This window comes from Exiguobacterium sp. B2(2022), from assembly GCF_028823655.1.
Classification (GTDB): Bacteria; Bacillota; Bacilli; order Exiguobacteriales; family Exiguobacteriaceae; genus Exiguobacterium; species Exiguobacterium aestuarii_A.
This window is the reverse complement of the sequence record NZ_JAPEHX010000062.1, coordinates 1-17,477: the sequence shown is the minus strand read 5'-3', so window position 1 is coordinate 17,477 and position 17,477 is coordinate 1. Positions and strand designations below refer to the sequence as shown.

At 49.4% G+C, this 17,477-nt stretch carries 22 protein-coding genes and 1 pseudogene; 6 read left to right on the top strand and 17 right to left on the bottom strand.

Annotated features, from left to right (window positions below):
* Positions 1–33: 33 nt before the first annotated feature.
* The 15 genes and pseudogenes from ON063_RS12155 to ON063_RS12085 form a co-directional block, all read right to left on the bottom strand.
* Positions 34–330 carry a Na(+)/H(+) antiporter subunit F1 gene (locus ON063_RS12155; RefSeq protein ID WP_026826530.1) on the bottom strand — a complete coding sequence of 99 codons (297 nt, stop codon included), beginning with the start codon at positions 328–330 and terminating at the stop codon, positions 34–36.
* Positions 330–815 carry a Na+/H+ antiporter subunit E gene (locus ON063_RS12150; protein ID WP_214785303.1) on the bottom strand — a complete coding sequence of 162 codons (486 nt, stop codon included), beginning with the start codon at positions 813–815 and terminating at the stop codon, positions 330–332. Before ON063_RS12150 ends, ON063_RS12155 begins: the two co-directional genes overlap by 1 nt.
* Positions 816–822: 7 nt before the next feature.
* Positions 823–2,307 carry a Na+/H+ antiporter subunit D gene (locus ON063_RS12145; protein WP_274665306.1) on the bottom strand — a complete coding sequence of 495 codons (1,485 nt, stop codon included), beginning with the start codon at positions 2,305–2,307 and terminating at the stop codon, positions 823–825.
* Positions 2,300–2,603: pseudogene (locus ON063_RS12140) on the bottom strand (NADH-quinone oxidoreductase subunit K). The gene ON063_RS12145 and the pseudogene ON063_RS12140 overlap by 8 nt, the downstream one beginning before the upstream one ends.
* The gene (locus tag ON063_RS12135; RefSeq protein WP_214785305.1) at positions 2,603–3,040 is read right to left on the bottom strand and encodes a Na(+)/H(+) antiporter subunit B; all 438 of its coding nucleotides are present in this window, start codon (positions 3,038–3,040) and stop codon (positions 2,603–2,605) included. Before ON063_RS12135 ends, ON063_RS12140 begins: the two are co-directional and overlap by 1 nt.
* Positions 3,012–5,453 carry a Na+/H+ antiporter subunit A gene (locus ON063_RS12130; protein ID WP_274665305.1) on the bottom strand — a complete coding sequence of 814 codons (2,442 nt, stop codon included), beginning with the start codon at positions 5,451–5,453 and terminating at the stop codon, positions 3,012–3,014. The genes ON063_RS12135 and ON063_RS12130 overlap by 29 nt, the downstream gene beginning before the upstream one ends.
* A gap of 347 nt (positions 5,454–5,800) precedes the next feature.
* On the bottom strand, positions 5,801–6,115 hold the full coding sequence (gene trxA, locus ON063_RS12125; RefSeq protein WP_015881090.1) for a thioredoxin: 315 nt from the start codon (positions 6,113–6,115) through the stop codon (positions 5,801–5,803).
* Positions 6,116–6,222: 107 nt separating this feature from the next.
* A complete protein-coding gene (locus ON063_RS12120) occupies positions 6,223–7,188 on the bottom strand; it encodes an electron transfer flavoprotein subunit alpha/FixB family protein (RefSeq protein WP_214695236.1) in 966 nt (321 codons plus the stop codon).
* A gap of 14 nt (positions 7,189–7,202) precedes the next feature.
* Positions 7,203–7,976, bottom strand: coding sequence for an electron transfer flavoprotein subunit beta/FixA family protein (locus tag ON063_RS12115; RefSeq protein ID WP_031421365.1), 774 nt, complete (start codon positions 7,974–7,976; stop codon positions 7,203–7,205).
* 80 nt (positions 7,977–8,056) lie between these two features.
* Positions 8,057–8,635 (bottom strand): TetR/AcrR family transcriptional regulator, encoded by a 579-nt coding sequence (locus ON063_RS12110; RefSeq protein WP_214695232.1) that lies wholly within the window; start codon positions 8,633–8,635, stop codon positions 8,057–8,059.
* Positions 8,636–8,714: 79 nt separating this feature from the next.
* Entirely contained in the window at positions 8,715–10,388 is a 1,674-nt protein-coding gene (locus ON063_RS12105; RefSeq protein WP_214785308.1) for an AMP-binding protein, read from the bottom strand.
* An 88-nt stretch (positions 10,389–10,476) separates the two neighbouring features.
* On the bottom strand, positions 10,477–10,941 hold the full coding sequence (locus ON063_RS12100) for a DUF4825 domain-containing protein (protein ID WP_274665304.1): 465 nt from the start codon (positions 10,939–10,941) through the stop codon (positions 10,477–10,479).
* Between the two features lie 12 nt (positions 10,942–10,953).
* Entirely contained in the window at positions 10,954–12,078 is a 1,125-nt protein-coding gene (locus tag ON063_RS12095) for an ABC transporter permease subunit (RefSeq protein ID WP_274665303.1), read from the bottom strand.
* Complete coding sequence (locus ON063_RS12090) at positions 12,068–12,949, bottom strand: ABC transporter ATP-binding protein (RefSeq protein WP_274665302.1); 882 nt, start codon at positions 12,947–12,949, stop codon at positions 12,068–12,070. Before ON063_RS12090 ends, ON063_RS12095 begins: the two co-directional genes overlap by 11 nt.
* Entirely contained in the window at positions 12,936–13,325 is a 390-nt protein-coding gene (locus ON063_RS12085) for a GntR family transcriptional regulator (RefSeq protein WP_074032742.1), read from the bottom strand. Before ON063_RS12085 ends, ON063_RS12090 begins: the two co-directional genes overlap by 14 nt.
* Before the next feature lie 183 nt (positions 13,326–13,508).
* Between ON063_RS12085 and ON063_RS12080 the strand changes: the two genes are divergently transcribed.
* The 6 genes from ON063_RS12080 (at position 13,509) to ON063_RS12055 (ending at position 16,448) form a co-directional block, all read left to right on the top strand.
* Complete coding sequence (locus ON063_RS12080) at positions 13,509–14,273, top strand: hypothetical protein (RefSeq protein WP_274665301.1); 765 nt, start codon at positions 13,509–13,511, stop codon at positions 14,271–14,273.
* A gap of 68 nt (positions 14,274–14,341) precedes the next feature.
* Positions 14,342–14,752 (top strand): MarR family winged helix-turn-helix transcriptional regulator, encoded by a 411-nt coding sequence (locus ON063_RS12075; RefSeq protein ID WP_214747880.1) that lies wholly within the window; start codon positions 14,342–14,344, stop codon positions 14,750–14,752.
* Between the two features lie 23 nt (positions 14,753–14,775).
* Positions 14,776–15,414: a nitroreductase family protein gene (locus tag ON063_RS12070; protein WP_274665300.1), complete on the top strand. Its 639-nt coding sequence runs from the start codon at positions 14,776–14,778 to the stop codon at positions 15,412–15,414.
* Positions 15,415–15,441: 27 nt separating this feature from the next.
* The gene (locus tag ON063_RS12065; RefSeq protein ID WP_274665299.1) at positions 15,442–15,726 is read left to right on the top strand and encodes a putative quinol monooxygenase; all 285 of its coding nucleotides are present in this window, start codon (positions 15,442–15,444) and stop codon (positions 15,724–15,726) included.
* A gap of 1 nt (position 15,727) precedes the next feature.
* On the top strand, positions 15,728–16,087 hold the full coding sequence (locus ON063_RS12060) for a DUF1304 domain-containing protein (protein WP_274665298.1): 360 nt from the start codon (positions 15,728–15,730) through the stop codon (positions 16,085–16,087).
* Between the two features lie 82 nt (positions 16,088–16,169).
* Positions 16,170–16,448, top strand: a complete 279-nt coding sequence (locus ON063_RS12055) for a CPCC family cysteine-rich protein (RefSeq protein ID WP_274665297.1) — start codon at positions 16,170–16,172, stop codon at positions 16,446–16,448.
* A gap of 30 nt (positions 16,449–16,478) precedes the next feature.
* On the opposite strand, the gene ON063_RS12050 is transcribed toward ON063_RS12055, so the two are convergent.
* Both ON063_RS12050 and ON063_RS12045 read right to left on the bottom strand, forming a co-directional pair.
* Entirely contained in the window at positions 16,479–16,901 is a 423-nt protein-coding gene (locus ON063_RS12050) for a stage III sporulation protein AH (protein WP_274665296.1), read from the bottom strand.
* A 12-nt stretch (positions 16,902–16,913) separates the two neighbouring features.
* Positions 16,914–17,273: a hypothetical protein gene (locus ON063_RS12045; protein WP_274665295.1), complete on the bottom strand. Its 360-nt coding sequence runs from the start codon at positions 17,271–17,273 to the stop codon at positions 16,914–16,916.
* Between the last annotated feature and the right edge of the window lie 204 nt (positions 17,274–17,477).

Sequence of the window (17,477 nt, the reverse complement as noted above, 5' to 3'; positions counted from 1 at the left end):
ACGCCGATGATCGTGAAGATGCCGGTAATGAGATCAAAGATCATTGTCGCGGTCATGTTGGATAATCTCTCCCCTCTCTAAGAATTTCGAGAACGCCACCGTTCCGATGAAGGCCAAAATACTGAGTAGCAAGATGACTTCAAAATATAGGGTCGTATCGAGCAGGATCGACAGTAACGCGACGACCGAGATGAGCGCGATCCCGATGGAGTCGAGCGCGATGACTCGGTCAGCCGTCGTCGGTCCTTTGACGACGCGATACAACATCATCAACATCGCAAGCAAGAGAATGGCGAGCGAGATGTAGATGAGAATGTCTAGTAAATCCATCACTCTGTCGCCTCCTTAATGCTTGATTCAAAGTTATCATAAATGTCTTTTTGCAAGGCTTCCTTATCCGGCATGTTGAGCGCATGGATATAGAGCACGGAATTGTCTTTTGACACCTGAACGACGAGCGTCCCTGGTGTGAGCGTGATCAGCATCGAGAGCAAGCTGACTTTCCATCCTTTGTCGAGAGACGTCTCATACCGAAAGATTCCTGGTTGAATCTTGAGCTTCGGACTAAGGACGAGACGTAACACCTCGAAGTTCGCGAGGAACAGTTCCCGGATGAAGATGAGGAGCAATTTAAACAGACGCCAAACGCGTGTGAAGTAAAAGCTGCCTCCCCCTGACTTGAAGAATCGGCGCATCATGAACAAGATGAGCAATCCGAGTAGATATCCGACGAAGAATCCGCTCGTTGTGAACGATCCCGTGAGGAACATCCAGATGAACGCCAAGAAAAAGTTAATCAAAAGTTGATAAGCCATCTGTGTTTCACTCCTTTATCACGGCATCGATATAGATTTCTGGATTGACGAGCGGCTCAATCGCTTGCGTGATATACGGATGGATGGCTTCTGCCCCAAATCCGTATGCGACCGCAATGATGAGCAACAAGAAGACCGGTACAATCAAACGTTTCGTATATGGGACGAGTGGTCCGTCATACTCACGCTTCGCCTCTCCCCAGAATCCGTTCAAGAAGATTTTCATGACCGAGTAGAGGACGAAGAGACTTGATAAGAGGACGAGAAGTGGTCCGAACAGTTCTCCTTCGTCCATCCCACCTGATACGATCAATAACTTCCCGAAGAATCCACTAAGTGGCGGAATCCCTGCAAGCGAGAGCGCTGCGACGAAGAACGTCCATCCGAACAGTGGGAAGCGTGTGATGAGTCCACCCATATCGCGCAATTGACCGGATTTGGTGATCCCAATCATCATCCCGACGAGCATGAAGAGAACTGCCTTGATGATCATATCGTGAATCAAGTAGTAGAGCGACCCTTCAAGGGACGTCTGCGTGTTGACCGAGATCCCGTACAAAATGACACCGACCGCAATCATGATGTTGTAGATGATGATCAGCTTCACATCGTTATAAGCGATGGCACCTGTCATCCCGATGAAGATCGTGAGGACAGCGAGCACCATGAGGAACGTCTGTAAAAACTCACCGTTCCCGTCAAAGAGTAGCGTGTACGTCCGTAAAATCGAGTAGACCCCGACTTTCGTCAAGAGAGCCCCGAACATCGCAAGAATCGGAGTCGGTGCGACCACGTACGCTCCAGGGAGCCAGTAGTGAAGTGGGACGAGTGCCCCTTTCATCCCGAAGACGATGACGAACAGGACACCAATGACGGTGATGACGTCCGGGTTATCGACGAGCGGGATTTTCATCGCCAAGTCTGCCAAGTTGAGCGTACCTGTGACGCCATAGAGCAAGGCGACCGACATGACGAAGAGTGCCGAGGCGATGATGTTCACGAGCAAGTACTTGATGGACTCACGTAACTGGACGCCACGTCCACCGAGCACAATCAACACGTATGAAGACATCAAGAAGACCTCGAAGAAGACGAACAAGTTGAAGATATCACCTGTCGTGAAGGCACCGTTCACTCCGACGAGCAAGAAGAGCATCGAGATGTACAAGTAGTTGCCTTCATATGAGTCTGAGAAGTAATGGACGGCGAACCACACGATGAAGAGCGTGAGGAGAGTCGACGTCGTCACGAGCAGGGCTGACAGCATATCCGATACGAGCGTGATCCCGAACGGCGCTTGCCAGTTCCCGAGGTTGAGGGTTTGAATCCCCTCCGTGGAGACCGTGTGCACAAGGAAGAGTGACACGATCGCCGTAATAACTAAAGCTCCAAGAGCCATCCCACGCTGCAGCTGGACCCGTTTTGGCATGAACATCATGATGATGGCCGCAAGCGCAGGAATGACGATTGGAAAGACCGGTAAGTTAATCATACGATTCTGTTCCTTTCATTTCTTCCATATTGTCCGTGCTGAGCTCCTGATACGTGCGGTAGGCAAGTACGAGGAAGAACGAGCGCTTGCGGTAACGGGTCTGTGAATTCAGTCACACCGTCGACGAGGACAGGGGCTGCCCCTGTCTTCAACCCTGCCGTCGTCAAGACGAGAAGGTGTGCCGCGTGACTGAATAAGGCTGTGCCGATGATGATGCGTAACAAACTTCTTGAGAGAACAAGATAGACGGCACACATCGTCAAGACACCGATAATGATGCTAACGAAGATTTCCATTATTCACTCTCTCCAATCGTTTGTATAATCGTCAAGGTGATTCCGATGACTACGAGATAGACCCCTAAGTCGAACGCAATCGCCGTATGGAGCGTCTGTTCACCGAGAAGTGGTAAGTCAAACTTCCCGTAAGCATGCGTCAAGAACGGACGACCCAAGAATACCGAGTGAAGACCTGTCGCGAGTGCAATCAACAATCCACTTGCCGTCATAAGACGGTAGTCGATCGGAAGCACGTTCGCGAGCGTCTTCGAATCAAATGCGAGTAGCAACAAGACGAGTGCCGCGGATGTCATCAATCCACCGATGAAGCCTCCACCTGGTGAATAGTGACCGGCAAAGAACAAATCGATCGAGAAGATGACGATGATGAAGAAAATGATAATCGCGGCCGTCTGCAAAATGACGTCATTGACGCGTTTGCTGTTTTGCTTCATGTGCACCTTCTCCTTTCGTACGTCGTGTTGTTCTAAATTTAATCATCGTATAAATCCCGAAAGCCGCAATTCCGAGAACGACGATTTCAAACAAAGTATCAAATCCACGGAAATCGACGAGGACGACGTTAACCATGTTTTTACCTGCTGCAAGCTCATACACGTTCTCTTTGTAATACTCGGAGATCGAAGTGAGCGATTTGTTCGTGAGCGCCATGAAGCTTAGTAGCGTCACGGTCGTCCCGACGAGAACGGCCACGATGGCATTCCCGACTTTGAAACGCATCCGTACTTCCTTCTTGCTGATGTCCGGCATGTGATAGAACACGAGCAAGAACAAGGCGACCGAGACCGTCTCGATGACGAGCTGTGTGAGTGCCAAGTCAGGTGCACCGAAGAAGACGAAGAACAGTGCCACGCCGTACCCGACAACCCCGAGTAAGATGATGGACGGGAGACGCGACTTCATGAAGAGAATCGCGAGCGCCGCAAGCATGACGACAGCGCCGAGCACGTATTCATACGGTGCAATCTCTGCCAAGTTCTCGAACGAGAATCGGTACATGTCGAACCACCAGATGCTAAAGAGCATCATGCCTGAGAGGAAGACGAAAATATAGATCAAGTACGACCGGATGAAGCCAGTCATGTAGTTGTCTTTAAAGCGGTATGCTGCCTTATTCGACCAGACGAGCGTACCATCGTACATCCCGTTGAGCGTCAAACGGTGTGGGATGCGGTTGTAGATCCCCATCCATTTGCCCATTTTCCAGAATAGCAACGAACCGAGAAGGACGACCCCGATCGTCATGAACAACTCTGGCGTCAAACCGTGCCAGAAATAGATATGAACATCGACTTCTTGCCCTTGTGCGACGAGTGTCGGATAGATCGACTCGACGGCTGGTTTGATGAGCGAGTTCGACAAGACGTTCGGGAAGAACCCGAGACCGACAACGAGAAGCGCGAGGATGGCCGGCGAAATCAACATGCCGATCGGCGCCTCATGCGGTTTCTTCGGCAATTGGTCGAACTTCGCCTTGCCCATGAATGTCCGTGTGAACAGCATGATGCTGTAGATGAACGTGAACACACTTCCGATGAACGCGATGACCGGAAGTAAGATTCCAATCGTATCGAGTGCGAAGAAGTCGGCCGAGAAGACTTTCGTCGTCGCCTTCAAGAACATCTCTTTACTTAAGAAACCATTAAACGGCGGAAGACCGGCCATCGATAACGAACCGATGACGGCAATCGTGAACGTGATCGGCATGACCGTCATCAGACCGCCAAGCTTACGAATGTCACGTGTGCCCGTCTCGTGGTCGACGATTCCGGCCATCATAAAGAGCGAGCCTTTGAACGTCGCGTGGTTGATCAAATGGAAGATTGCTGCAATCGTCGCGACCATAAAGATGTTGTCATCCATACCGTCATAGTGGAGCGCAGCAGCACCTAGACCGAGGAGTGACATGATCAGCCCGAGCTGACTGACTGTCGAGAATGCCAAGATTCCCTTCAAGTCGGTCTGCTTCACGGCGTTGAACGAACCCCAGAACATCGTGAACATCCCGACTCCGGCAATCGTCCATAGCCAGACCGATGACTCTTGAAACACCGGGCTCATACGGGCCACGAGGTAGAGACCCGCCTTGACCATCGTTGCCGAGTGGAGGTACGCACTGACCGGAGTCGGTGCTTCCATCGCGTCAGGTAACCAGATGTGGAACGGGAACTGCGCCGATTTCGTGAACGCCCCGAGCAAGATGAGAATCATCGCGACAAGGAAGAACGGGCTCTCGGCGATGACGCCAGAGTTCGCGACCATATCACGAATGCTGTACGAACCAATCATCGACTCGAGTAAGACGATCCCCCCGAGCATCGACAATCCACCGAATACGGTGAGAAGCATCGACTTCTGTGCGCCGTAACGTGAACGCTCTTTCTCATACCAGTAACCAATCAACAGGAATGATGAAATCGATGTGAGCTCCCAGAACATGTACATGACAATCATGTTGTCCGAGAGAACGACCCCGAGCATCGCACTCATGAACATCAAGAGATACACATAGAAATGCCCGAGTGACTCCTTGTCCTTATTCAAATAATAAATGGAATATAAGACAACGAGTGCGCCGATCCCCGTAATGAGGAGGGCGAACAGTAGACTGAGTCCGTCAACGTATGCCGTGAAGTTAATCCCGAGGGACGGCATCCACGCAATCGTCTCTGTCACGACGTCCCCTGCACTCGTGATCGGAATGAATCCGGCGAAGTAGGTGACGAGCACGACCGGTACGATCAAGACGAACCAGCCTGTATGAATTTGCTTCATCCCCCGAAACAAGAACGGGATGAACGGTGCCGCGAGAAGCGGCAACAAAATAGCTAAATGTAACAGCGACAAGAAAATTCCTCCTTCGAACAGAGTCGTACAATAGATTGAGCCGTAAAGTAAGGTCACTTGACTCCATCATGTCTTCCTCATGAGTATAGCGTAAATTTTCAGTCTGTTTCCATGATAAAAGCTTCCAGTCCGCGCACGCCCTCACTAAAATTCCGAATCTTTTAAATATGAAGGAAGCCGACGGAATTTCTTCAAAAAAAATTTTGAAATCAGACGATATGTATCGGATTTTTACGTGAATGAGGGGGTGTGGAATAACTCAACCTATTCCACGCTTGCCTGTCCTTTTCCTTCTTTTCCGTTCGACAAAACAAAAAAGCAGCCGATACAGGTCGGCTGCTACGCAATTATTGTGCTGTTGCGATAAACTCTTTCAATGCTTCTTTTGGTTGGAAGCCCATTGTTTTCGAAACAGGCTCGCCATCTTTGAACATCATGAGTGTCGGGATACTTTGGATTTGGAAAGCACCTGCGACTTCAGGGTTTTCGTCGACGTCGAGTTTCACGATTTGGACTTGGTCACCCATTTCTTGATCGAGTTCTTCGAGAACTGGCGCAATCATGCGACATGGTCCACACCAAGTTGCCCAGAAATCAACGAGGACTACGCCCTCTTTTACATCTTGTTCAAACGATTGAGTCGTTGCGTGTTTAATAGCCATTTGTAAAAACCTCCCCAATAAGATGAGAGAGTCCTGATGTAGAACTCTCATGCAATTCATGTTCAGAGTATACCACGGAGGGTAACAACCCCAAAACGTTTTGCTTATTAGCTATTGACGAGGTGCTTGCGGAACTCTTCTGTCAACATTGGAACGACATCGAATAGGTCACCAACGATGCCATAGTCTGCCACGCTGAAGATGTTCGCTTCCGGATCCTTGTTGATCGCGACGATGACCTTCGCGTTACTCATCCCTGCCAAGTGTTGGATTGCCCCAGAGATTCCGCACGCGATATAAAGGTCTGGTGTGACGACTTTACCCGTTTGTCCGATTTGAAGCGCATAGTCGCAGTAGTCGGCGTCACATGCTCCACGTGAAGCACCGACCGCTCCTCCGAGAAGTTCAGCCAACTCTTCAAGTGGTTTGAAGCCGTCTTCGCTCTTCACGCCACGTCCGCCTGCGACGATAACTTTCGCTTCCGCCAAGTCGACTTTCCCTGTCGCCTTACGAACGACTTCTTTGACGATCATCGCGAGGTCTTTCAATTCAACTGCTGGCGTTTCAACTGAGACGCTTGCACCTGCTTGACGCGCAAGTGCGTCGATGTTGTTCGGACGAATTGTGAAGAACATGACCGAGTCTTTGAACTTCACTTTCTCGAACGCCTTGCCTGAGTAGATTGGGCGAACGAATTCAGCGTCACGACCTGTTCCTTCGATAGAGACGACGTCACTGATGAGTCCAGCATCGAGACGTGCCGCGAGTTTCGGTGCGATGTCTTTCCCGAGTGCTGTGTGTCCGAGGACGATCATGTCCGGACTTTCTTGCTCAATCAACTGACGGAGCACTTGCCCGTAGCCGTCTGGCGTATAGTGTTTGAGGCGATCGTCTTCAACGACGAGGACACGGCTTGCGCCATACTCCCCAAGTTCTTGCGCGAGTGATTGCACGTGATCCCCAATCACGACTGCCGTCACATCGTCTGTCAATTGCTTCGCCGCAGCGATGGCTTCGAATGATACGTTACGTAACGCGCCTTCACGCGCTTCTGCGAGTACTAAAGCTTTCATCTATGATCTCCCCCTTAAATGACTTTCGCTTCCGTGCGAAGAAGTTGTACGAGCTCGCTCACTTGTGTCGACATGTCGCCTTCAAGGATACGGCCGGCTTTCTTCTCTTCTGGTAAGAATCGTTCGATCGTCTCGATTTTCGCTTCGATTTCATCTTCATCGAGATCGATGTCCATGAGTTCAAGTTCTTCGAGTGGTTTCTTCTTCGCTTTCATGATCCCAGGCAAGCTCGGGTAACGTGGTTCGTTCAACCCTTGTTGCGCCGTCACGAGAAGTGGGAGTGCAACTTCGATGACTTCTGTATCCCCTTCGACGTCACGTGTGACCGTAGCCGTCGTGCCGTCGATTTCAAGAGCCGTGATTGTTGTCACGTAATTCATGTCGAGAAGTTCTGCGACACGTGGTGCGACTTGTCCGCTACCGCCATCGATTGCAACGTTCCCTGCAAAGATGAGGTCTGCGTCTTGTTCTTTCAAGTATGTGGCGAGTACTTTTGAAATCGTGACGTGGTCCGCATCTTCGACATCGTCCTCGATCGAGATCCGAACAGCTTTGTCCGCTCCCATGGCGAGCGCTGTCCGAAGCTCTTTGTCCGCGTCTTCTGGTCCTACCGTGACGACCGTGACCTCTCCCCCGAGTGCGTCACGTTTTTGAATCGCTTCTTCGACCGCATATTCGTCATACGGGTTGATGATGAACTCAGCGCCGTCTTCTTGAATTTCCCCATTCTCGAGCTGAATCGCTTCCTCAGTATCAAACGTACGTTTCAGCAAAACAAAAATATTCATGGTTGATCCCCCTTTAGTCAATTCTTTCCCATCATTCATGAATCAGCATTCATTTTTTGAGCTAGTGATAGGGCTCACTGTTAAGTAAGCCCCTTCTTTAACATATGGTGCACATTCGGAAGCGTCGACATCAAGTCATACTTGAAGCCGCTCGCCATCCAGCTCGTCACAACCTCATCGATTGTGCCGAAAATCATCTGACGGGCGAGTCGATAATCTAGATCCTTGTCGAACTCTCCTGTCTCGATTCCGTGTTTGACGACCGAATCGATCAAATTCAAATATGGTTTGAGCACTTCTCCGATTTTTTGGCGAAGCACCAAGTTCGACTGTCGCAGTTCGATTTGTGTCACGACGGCAAGGTCGTAATCGGCCGACAGTTGTTTTAAATGTGATTCGATCAACTGATACAACTGATCTCCGGCTGTCGTCTCGTTCCCGATTTGTTGTTTCGAGTAGTCGATGAACAGCCCCATCTTCGCTTGGAACAACTCGATCAAGAGATGCTCCTTGTTTTTGAAGTACAAATAGATCGTGCCGTCCGCAACACCCGCCTCTTTGGCGATGGCTGTCACCTTTGCACCGTGATAGCCGTGATTGGCAATTACTTTGACCGCCGCATCAATGATTCGGTCACTTTTCGAAATATGATTTGTCATTAACCCCAAGCTCCTTACCGCTGCAGAAAAATGAATGATGGTTCATTCATTTATTATTCTATCATGCATACGCTTGGTGTCAACTGCTTTGTTTCACTTGTTTCGCCTTCTCTTCGTCGACGAGAACACGGCGTAAAATCTTACCGACGAACGTCTTCGGCAACTCGTCACGGAACTCGTACAGCTTCGGCACTTTATAAGCCGCGAGCTTCTCACGACAATGCTTGTCGAGCTCTTCTTCGGTCACGCTCGACCCGTCACGAAGGACGATGAACGCTTTGACCGTCTCACCACGATACGGGTCAGGAACACCGATACAGACCGCTTCCTTGACGGCCGGATGTTCGTAGAGCACTTCTTCGATTTCACGTGGATAGACGTTGAATCCACCGGCGATGATCATATCTTTCTTCCGGTCGACAATATAGAAGAATCCGTCCTCACCCATATAACCGAGGTCACCCGTCGCGAGCCATCCATCTTTCAAGACGGCTGCCGTCTCCTCCGGTTTTTGCCAATAGCCTTTCATGACTTGTGGACCGCTCAGCATGATTTCACCGATCTCGCCGATATCTGCTTCCGTCTCTCCGTCTGCTTTTACTATTTTAGCAGAAGTATCCGACAGCGGCGCACCGATTGAGCCGACGATTCGCTTATCCCATAAGAAGTTTGCGTGCGTAACTGGAGATGTCTCAGACAAACCATATCCTTCGACGATGCGACCGCCTGTGATCTTCTCGAACTCCTCTTGCACCTCAATCGGAAGCGGTGCCGAACCAGAGATACACGCTTCAATCGATGACAAGTCGTATTTTTTCAGTTTCGGGTCGTTCAAGATTCCGACGTACATCGTCGGAGCTCCTGGGAAGAAGTGCGGCTTTTTCTTTTGAATCGTCTTCAGGACATCCGTCACTTCGAAGCGCGGCACGAGCACGAGCTCATATCCGTTCGTGATCCCGAAGTTCAGACAGCACGACATCCCGTAGACGTGGAAGAACGGAACGACACACAAGACGCGCTTCTCGTCCCCGCGATTATACTTATAGAATAAGTTCGTGATTTGATCCGCATTCGCCGTCAAGTTGAAGTGCGTCAACATGACGCCTTTCGGAAGTCCCGTCGTCCCTCCTGTATATTGAAGAACCGCGACGTCTTCTTTTGGATCGATGTCGAGCGGCGTGACCGGATTAAAGTCTTTGTAGTCTTTAAACGGCGTCGAGCCGGTCGTGTCGATGACAATATTATTTTCTCGTTTCACTTTGATCGGATACAGCTTGTTTTTCGGGAACGGTAAGTAATCGGCGATACTTGTCGTGATCACGGTTTGGATCTCCGTCTTCTCACTGACGCGAAGCGTTTTCGGATAGAGCAAGTCGAGGGTGATGACAATTTTGACGCCCGCATCCGTGATGAGGTTATCAAGCTCCCGCTCCGTATAAAGCGGGTTCGTCTGGACGACGGTCCCTCCTGCATAGAGCACGGCATAGAACGAGATGACGTATTGAGGACAGTTCGGGAGCATGAGGCTGACGCGGTCCCCTTTTTCAAGTCCTTTCGCTTGGAGCATCGTGGCGAGTCGACGTGCGGCATCATCGATCTCCGCGAAAGTCCACTCTTTCCCGATAAAGGAGACGGCCGTACGATTCGGATAATCCTTTGCTGCGCGAGACAATGCCTCATAGAGCGGCTTTACCTCGTAATCAATCGACTGGGGCATACCTTCTGGATAATCTTGTAACCACGGTTTGTTCATCGCTGTTCCTCCTTGGAAATGAATACTCATTCAGTTAACTCTATTATAATGCTAAGAAAAGGCGATTGGATTTGTCATCCAATCGCTGTCATACCCGCCTAAAATAGGAATCTTTTGAATCCAGCTGTTCCAACTTCTGATTCATTAATTGTTGTAACTCATTCTCGTGACGGATGTTCGAGAAATCCGTTCCGAACCACGCCTCCATCTCTGGCCGAGAGAAGGCATACGTCCGGTTCGGGAAGGCGAAGCGGACGATCTCCGCATTCGAAATGAGCGTGAAGTAAGTAGCCGCATTCCGAATCGCAAGACGCTCTTGCTCCGCTCGCTCCATTCCGGGATCTTCATAACGGACGGTCAACCCATAAGGACGCTTCTTCGTCTGCAACTCGACCGATTGATAGCATTCGTGTAGCGGCAAGCTCCCGGCAATCCCGACGACGGCGGCATTGTCCCCGACTTTCGACCCTCTGTATTCAAAGGCGTTCGGTTCCGGATTCGTGCAACCTGCCAATGTGATGGCGAGAACGAGCAACAGACAGAAGCGTTTCATAGGTGTCCCTCCTTACGATTTGAGTTTCAAGTTGAAGCGGTAGAGCAAGCGTTTGGCGAGTAAGTGCGCCAAAAAGGCACCGATTACAAAGCCAATCACATACAAGATCATGTTTTGCGGGTATGAGATGACCGAGAACAATACGCCACCTAACATCGCGAAACAAATGACGATGACGATATGGATGAGCCACAACCAGCTCGAGAACATGAAGAAGCGTCCGTTGTTCTCTTGTGGTGCTTCCTTGAACATCCACAACCCGAGACCGAATGTGAGCACGATGTTCGCAATCGCAAGAATCGGGGCATACGTGATAAAGTCATTCCACACCGACTGATCCGTATACACTGAATACATATCGACATTGAAAATATTGTTTAGCGGTGACAAAATTCGCATCGGGATACTCTCGAACGCTTCTTCAACGAACAAGAAGAGTCGATCTGGGAAAAACGCATAGAGTGAACCTTGGACGAGGAGTAAAATCCCCATCGGAAAGATGAGCGCGACAAACGTCCAGATGACTTGTGAGATGGACTCTCCGCCAAACGATCCCATCCATAACGAGAGCGAGAAGAACGAAATTCCGGATAGCATCAAGAATAGAATCATCGCGATCACCTTGAACTCTTTTCCTTCCATCAAGAAGGAGTAATCGGAGAAGCGGATGATGAGGAACATCAACGTCCCACCAATCAAGGTCGATGTTACAATTCCTGTCGCACCGAGCACCCATTTCGATATGTATAGCTGGGTACGCGTGTACGGTAACGACATCGTGAAATCGGACATTTGGCTATTGCGTTCACTTCCGATCAACACGGACGCCATGAGGGCACCGAAGATGACAAACAAGAAAATGACACCGCCTGACGGAATGAGTCCGTTCAGACCTCCGAGGTATCCGTATCCAGATCCATCCCCGAAGAAGTCTTCCGGCACCATCTCGTTCACATCACCTGTCACGATATCCGGGAAGTCGCTCGGGTTTTGTTTAATTTCAAGAATCTGTTGTTCGTACGCATACATATCCGTCCATACCGGCACCGTGAAAGCGACGATCCCTAAGAAGACGAGCAAGATCCAAAGCAGCGACACTTGTTTCCAATCTTTCTTCAACAACACTTTAGACGGCATGGGCTTCTCCTCCTAACTGGATACGGAACACGTCTTCGAGAGACATCGGGATCTCTTCGATGAGCATCGGATTGTATGAATCGATGAACGTCTCGAGCTCCTCCGTCCGTTCTTTCGCCATGAACAGCACGACACGTCCTGTCACACTAATGATTTCGATATCTTTTCGTTCGAGCAACTCGACGGGGACATGATCGTTGAAGACGACTTGCCACTTGATGCTGAGGGCACGCGCCTCTTCGAGCGACATGATCGCTTTGACGCGCCCTTTCTCGATCATGATGATGCGGTCGGCGATTCGTTCAAGTTCGTGCAACTGGTGGCTCGAGACGATGATCGAGCAGTTCCGTTTCTCGACTTGGGCAATCATGAGTTTCAACACGTCTGACTTGGCGACGACGTCTAGACCGTCCGTCGGTTCGTCGAGCAGATAGTATTTCGCTTGGACGGCGAAAGCGAGCGATAACGTGACGAGCGCCTTTTGCCCTTTTGAGAGTTGGCGAATTTTTTTATTGTCGATATTGTAGCGCGTCAACGTCTCACGGAAGGCGGACCGATTGAACGATGGATAGATCGACTCGTACAAGTCCGTCGCTTCGTTCACCGTGTAGTGTTTGAGTGCATCCGCCGAATCCGGTACGAAGATGACGTCCCGCTTCAATCCTGCGTCTTTAAAGATACTTTTCGTTCCATATAACACGTCTCCCTGATCGGGGCGGATGATTCCGACCATTGTCCGGAGAAGTGTCGTCTTGCCGGCACCGTTACGCCCGACGAGCGCAACGATTTCTCCTGATTCGACGGTAAAGTCAATTCCGTCCAAAATCGTCTGGCGGTCGATTTGTTTACTCAATTGCTCAACTTTCAGCATTGGCTTCCCCTACTTTCTCATATTCGGTCCGCAATACGTCGATGGCTTCTTCTAATGGCACATTCGCATAATGGCAATCAATCGCGATCTTCTTGATCGATGCGATGACCGGTTCTCTTGATGCATCGTCGTCTACCCAGTCTTCGGAGACGAACGTCCCGCGCCCGCGCCGCATCTCGAGGAGGCCGAGTCGCTCCAACTCCTGATACGCCTTACTGACCGTATTTGGATTGATGACGAGGTCGGTGGCAAGTTCGCGTACAGACATCACCTTGTCTCCCGGACGTAAGATGCCGCGGATGACGAGTTCTTTCGTTTGATTGACGATTTGTTCGTAAAGCGGTTCTGAACTCTTCATATCAATTTTGTATAACATGGGTCACACCCTCTCATAGTCAATGTCACTCTTTAAGTGTATTATATGTATTAGTACACGTAATTGCAATAGTATTTCGAGGGCACTTTCAGTTTACAGGGAAATGGAAATGATTTGAATAAGACTTTGGACCGAGGTTTCTCCTCGACATATGAGGTACATTGGGAAAGAGGTGACGAAATGATGAAAAAACGAATCGTGGCAGGCATTGTCGGCGGGCTTCTCGCTGGCGGGTTTTTCGTATATACGACGATTGAGAAATCCGAGGCGCGAGATGCATACAGTACTTATGTAAAAGATACGTATCAGGAACAACCCGATATCGAACTGTCACATGATTGGAAGATGGGCGGTTATGTCGGGGAAGTCACATTGACGAAAGAACCGTTCGCCGGTACTTATTTTCTCGAGACGTATGGCGACGGCTCCATCCATGATAACGTGCTCGAGACGTATTGGGAACGTGAGGCGGAGCGAACGATTCACGAGCGGCTCGTATCGCAAGGAATATTAAAAGAGGAAGAGACCGTCCGTGCGGAGGTGCCGATCGGTGTGTCCGAGGAAACACAAGCGAACGTCAGCCCGACCCCGACTTCTATCTATGAAACGAATCCGGAAACGTATCTCGACGTCTCGATCATGTTTCATGAAGACTGGAACAACACGGACGAACAAAAACAGCGCATCCTCGACGTCATGCGTGACATCGAGCCTGACGTCTACTCGATCCATTTCTCGTTCGACGGGAAGCCGGGTGGCAATGACGACTATACGGAACGGTACATGATGTTCACGCGCGAAGCGTCTGCCATCGACCCTTCATTCCTCGACGTGCGGACGATTGAGGATTTGAACGCCTACGACCGTCTATACGGATTCGACGAGACGACGTTCATGACAGAATATCATTTTGATGGCACTCCCATCGAAGACGAGACGACACGATAATTTCGGTGTCGTCTTGTATCGTTTGACAAGTCAACTATTGATAAGTCAATTGAGAAAGGTGGGACGCAATGGACCTACGTGAAATCAGCCGATTACTTTACCAAATCAAGTTGGCGGAACAAAACGTCGCATCGTCGTTCGAACGGGAGACAGGATTCAGCCTGACCCGCTACGAGATGTTACAAGTCGTCAAAGAACGAGGCGTTTGTTCGCAACGCGTGATTAAAGAAGAAATGAAAATTGACAATGCCGCCATCACCCGACATTTGAAAATCCTTGAAGAGAAAGGATATGTCGTCAGAGAGCGGAATGCGGAGAACCATCGCGAGATGTTCGTCCGTGTGACAGAGAAAGCAGAGCAAGACCTAAGGGATTGCGAGCGAGACGAACAGGCCAACCACCTCGTCTTACAAGCCTTGTCCGCTGAAGAGATTCAACACTTATCCGGACTGCTTCAAAAATTGAACAGTCACACCTAAACAGAGAAAGAAGGAATTCACCAATGGCAACTACATTCGAAAACAACACATTCAAAGACGTTATGTTCGGTCGTAAATCAATCCGTGTCTATGACGAGAACGTGAAAATCTCACAAGAAGAGATGCTCGAGATGATTCAGGAAGCAACGACTGCTCCATCATCGGTCAACATGCAGCCATGGCGCTTCGTCGTCGTCGAAAGCCCAGAAGCGAAAGAGACGCTCAAGCCGCTCATCCGCTTCAACACACGTCAAAACGACACGTCTTCTGCGATGCTCCTCATCTTTGGAGACATGGAGTGCTACGAGTACGGCGAACAAATCTACGATCAAGCGGTCGCAGAAGGCAAAATGCCACAAGAAGTTCGTGACCAACAGCTCGGCGCAATCATCCCTTACTACAAAAACCTCTCGAAACAAGAGATGAACGACATCGTGAAGATCGATGCGAGTCTCGCTGCGATGCAATTCATGCTCACAGCACGTGCACACGGCTATGACACGAACCCAATCGGTGGTTTCGAGAAAGACCAACTCGCTGAAGCGTTCGGTCTCGACAAAGACCGTTACGTTCCTGTCATGATCTTGTCTGTCGGGAAAGCGGCAGAAGAAGGTTACGAATCAGTTCGTCTTGACGCTCAAACGGTCACATCGTTCAAATAATTCACCACACAATCGGAGGAATCAACCATGATCTTAGTCAACGCCACATTCGATATCCAAGCATCACAACGCGAGAACTTCTTGCGTGACATCCAAGTCTTAATCGACTCATCAAAACAAGAAGCGGGCTGCGTCGGATATGACCTATATGAGTCAACGTCTGTCGAGAACCGTTTCGTCATGATCGAGAATTGGGAAGACCAAGCTGCTCTCGAGCAACACAACCAAAACCCGGCCCTCATCAACTTCGCACAAAACGTCGCGAACTACGTTTCTGCGAAACCGGTCGTACAAGTAGCAGCGGTCAACTAATATGTCGACGCTCACCCTTGTGCTCGGGACACTCGTCGCCATCGAATTCTTCTATATCTTCTATTTAGAGACGATTGCGACAGCCTCTTCCTCGACGTCACGTGTCTTTCGCATGCCGAAAGACGAGCTGACGAGAGACTCGGTATCGGTTTTATTCAAAAATCAAGGAGTGTATAACGGATTGATCGGGGTCGGGCTCTTATACGGGCTATACGTCTCCCCCAATTCGGTCGAGATTGTCACTATGATTCTGACTTATATTATTCTCGTTGCCCTATATGGCAGTATCACGAGTGACAAGAAGATTATCCTGACGCAAGGTGGGCTCGCCATCTTGACGTTGATCTCGATGGTTATGTGATGACAGAAAAAGCGTTCGACCTGAGAAAAGGTCGGACGCTTTTTTGCTTGTATCCACTATACTAAACAATGAGGTGATGATCTTGAGATACACATGCCCATGTTGTGGCTACCAGACGTTAGAAGAAGAACCTCCAGGCACATACGATATTTGTGGAATTTGTTTTTGGAAAGATGACGGGGTTCAATTCGACGATCCCGATTATGAAGGCGGTGCGAATACGGTATCGCTTCGACAGGCTCAACAAAATTATATTCAATTTGGTGCGAGTGAACGACTTTTTTCTGACTCTGTCAGAAAACCAAATGAACGCGACAGAAAAGATTCGGACTGGAGACCGTTCCCCAACAAACTGCCATAATAGTATAAGAGGTGACCTTAATCATTCATCTCATTGAATCTTCCCCCACAACGCTTCATCGACGACAAAGAACGATTCATGGGAACATACCGCAAGCACGCACGTCTCCCCCTTATAAAACATCAAGTCTTCTGGAAGTTCTGGATTGAGCCAACTGAACAATGAGCCACCATGCTCTTTTAGGAACTGTGCTGTCCGATAATTCATATGGAACGAATATAAATACGCCGTATCCCCAGATAGTCTTGTCGTCTCCCATTCACTTACGATGGTTCGTTCCATCAAATCCCAACGAATCTCTTCCGTCAGTACATCCATATACGCCAGGCGCTCTTCTTCGATCTTCATTCGGCGCCTGTCTTCCACGAACGCAAAGTGAGTGCAGTGTTCAAGCAAAGTATCGATGAGCGCCTCATAGCGCTTCTCCTTTATATCCTGAGTAATCATCAGCATGCTTCAAGTCTCCTAAGGCGAAGAAACAAAGATACCCGTCTCTTCCGTAATCTCGAATGAATCTTGATTCCATCTCACTTCAATCTTCCCGACTCGTTCTGGTTCTTCGACACTTCGGTATAATCGCCTGACCTCCATGTCGAAAGTGGAAAAGCCACTGGACTGTTTCATATACCCTTCTTCATTCACATATGTATTTGTCTGATTCCCAAGCGTAAATGAGTCACAGCTCTCATCTTCACATTGTACCGAATACGTTTCCTCGAACCAGCTCACAAAGTCATCCATATCTGGACTAGTCGTATATATCGGTGTCAACCAGGCCCAAGTTACAATCAACACAATAAAACCGAAGAACAACCATTTTTTCATATACTCTCCCCCGCTTTCACTATCCAAAGTCTACCATATCCAAATCATCAAATAAAAAACCGCCCTGACCGAAGTCAGAGCGGAATCGTATTATAAAACGAAAATCGCTGCAGATACGTCGACGACACCGACGAGCGCCATCGCATATACCGGCACACGCGGCATTTCGCCATTGTTGTCGAGTGCTTTCCCGAACATGTAGAA

What these genes read in the sequence shown, in the direction of transcription:
- ON063_RS12155 (WP_026826530.1), bottom strand. Translation starts at nt 330, where the DNA reads ATGGATTTACTAGACATTCTCATCTACATCTCGCTCGCCATTCTCTTG.
- ON063_RS12150 (WP_214785303.1), bottom strand. Translation starts at nt 815, where the DNA reads ATGGCTTATCAACTTTTGATTAACTTTTTCTTGGCGTTCATCTGGATG.
- ON063_RS12145 (WP_274665306.1), bottom strand. Translation starts at nt 2,307, where the DNA reads ATGATTAACTTACCGGTCTTTCCAATCGTCATTCCTGCGCTTGCGGCC.
- ON063_RS12135 (WP_214785305.1), bottom strand. Translation starts at nt 3,040, where the DNA reads ATGAAGCAAAACAGCAAACGCGTCAATGACGTCATTTTGCAGACGGCC.
- trxA (WP_015881090.1), bottom strand. Translation starts at nt 6,115, where the DNA reads ATGGCTATTAAACACGCAACGACTCAATCGTTTGAACAAGATGTAAAA.
- ON063_RS12120 (WP_214695236.1), bottom strand. Translation starts at nt 7,188, where the DNA reads ATGAAAGCTTTAGTACTCGCAGAAGCGCGTGAAGGCGCGTTACGTAAC.
- ON063_RS12115 (WP_031421365.1), bottom strand. Translation starts at nt 7,976, where the DNA reads ATGAATATTTTTGTTTTGCTGAAACGTACGTTTGATACTGAGGAAGCG.
- ON063_RS12110 (WP_214695232.1), bottom strand. Translation starts at nt 8,635, where the DNA reads ATGACAAATCATATTTCGAAAAGTGACCGAATCATTGATGCGGCGGTC.
- ON063_RS12105 (WP_214785308.1), bottom strand. Translation starts at nt 10,388, where the DNA reads ATGAACAAACCGTGGTTACAAGATTATCCAGAAGGTATGCCCCAGTCG.
- ON063_RS12100 (WP_274665304.1), bottom strand. Translation starts at nt 10,941, where the DNA reads ATGAAACGCTTCTGTCTGTTGCTCGTTCTCGCCATCACATTGGCAGGT.
- ON063_RS12095 (WP_274665303.1), bottom strand. Translation starts at nt 12,078, where the DNA reads ATGCCGTCTAAAGTGTTGTTGAAGAAAGATTGGAAACAAGTGTCGCTG.
- ON063_RS12090 (WP_274665302.1), bottom strand. Translation starts at nt 12,949, where the DNA reads ATGCTGAAAGTTGAGCAATTGAGTAAACAAATCGACCGCCAGACGATT.
- ON063_RS12085 (WP_074032742.1), bottom strand. Translation starts at nt 13,325, where the DNA reads ATGTTATACAAAATTGATATGAAGAGTTCAGAACCGCTTTACGAACAA.
- ON063_RS12080 (WP_274665301.1), top strand. Translation starts at nt 13,509, where the DNA reads ATGAAAAAACGAATCGTGGCAGGCATTGTCGGCGGGCTTCTCGCTGGC.
- ON063_RS12075 (WP_214747880.1), top strand. Translation starts at nt 14,342, where the DNA reads ATGGACCTACGTGAAATCAGCCGATTACTTTACCAAATCAAGTTGGCG.
- ON063_RS12070 (WP_274665300.1), top strand. Translation starts at nt 14,776, where the DNA reads ATGGCAACTACATTCGAAAACAACACATTCAAAGACGTTATGTTCGGT.
- ON063_RS12065 (WP_274665299.1), top strand. Translation starts at nt 15,442, where the DNA reads ATGATCTTAGTCAACGCCACATTCGATATCCAAGCATCACAACGCGAG.
- ON063_RS12060 (WP_274665298.1), top strand. Translation starts at nt 15,728, where the DNA reads ATGTCGACGCTCACCCTTGTGCTCGGGACACTCGTCGCCATCGAATTC.
- ON063_RS12050 (WP_274665296.1), bottom strand. Translation starts at nt 16,901, where the DNA reads ATGCTGATGATTACTCAGGATATAAAGGAGAAGCGCTATGAGGCGCTC.
- ON063_RS12045 (WP_274665295.1), bottom strand. Translation starts at nt 17,273, where the DNA reads ATGAAAAAATGGTTGTTCTTCGGTTTTATTGTGTTGATTGTAACTTGG.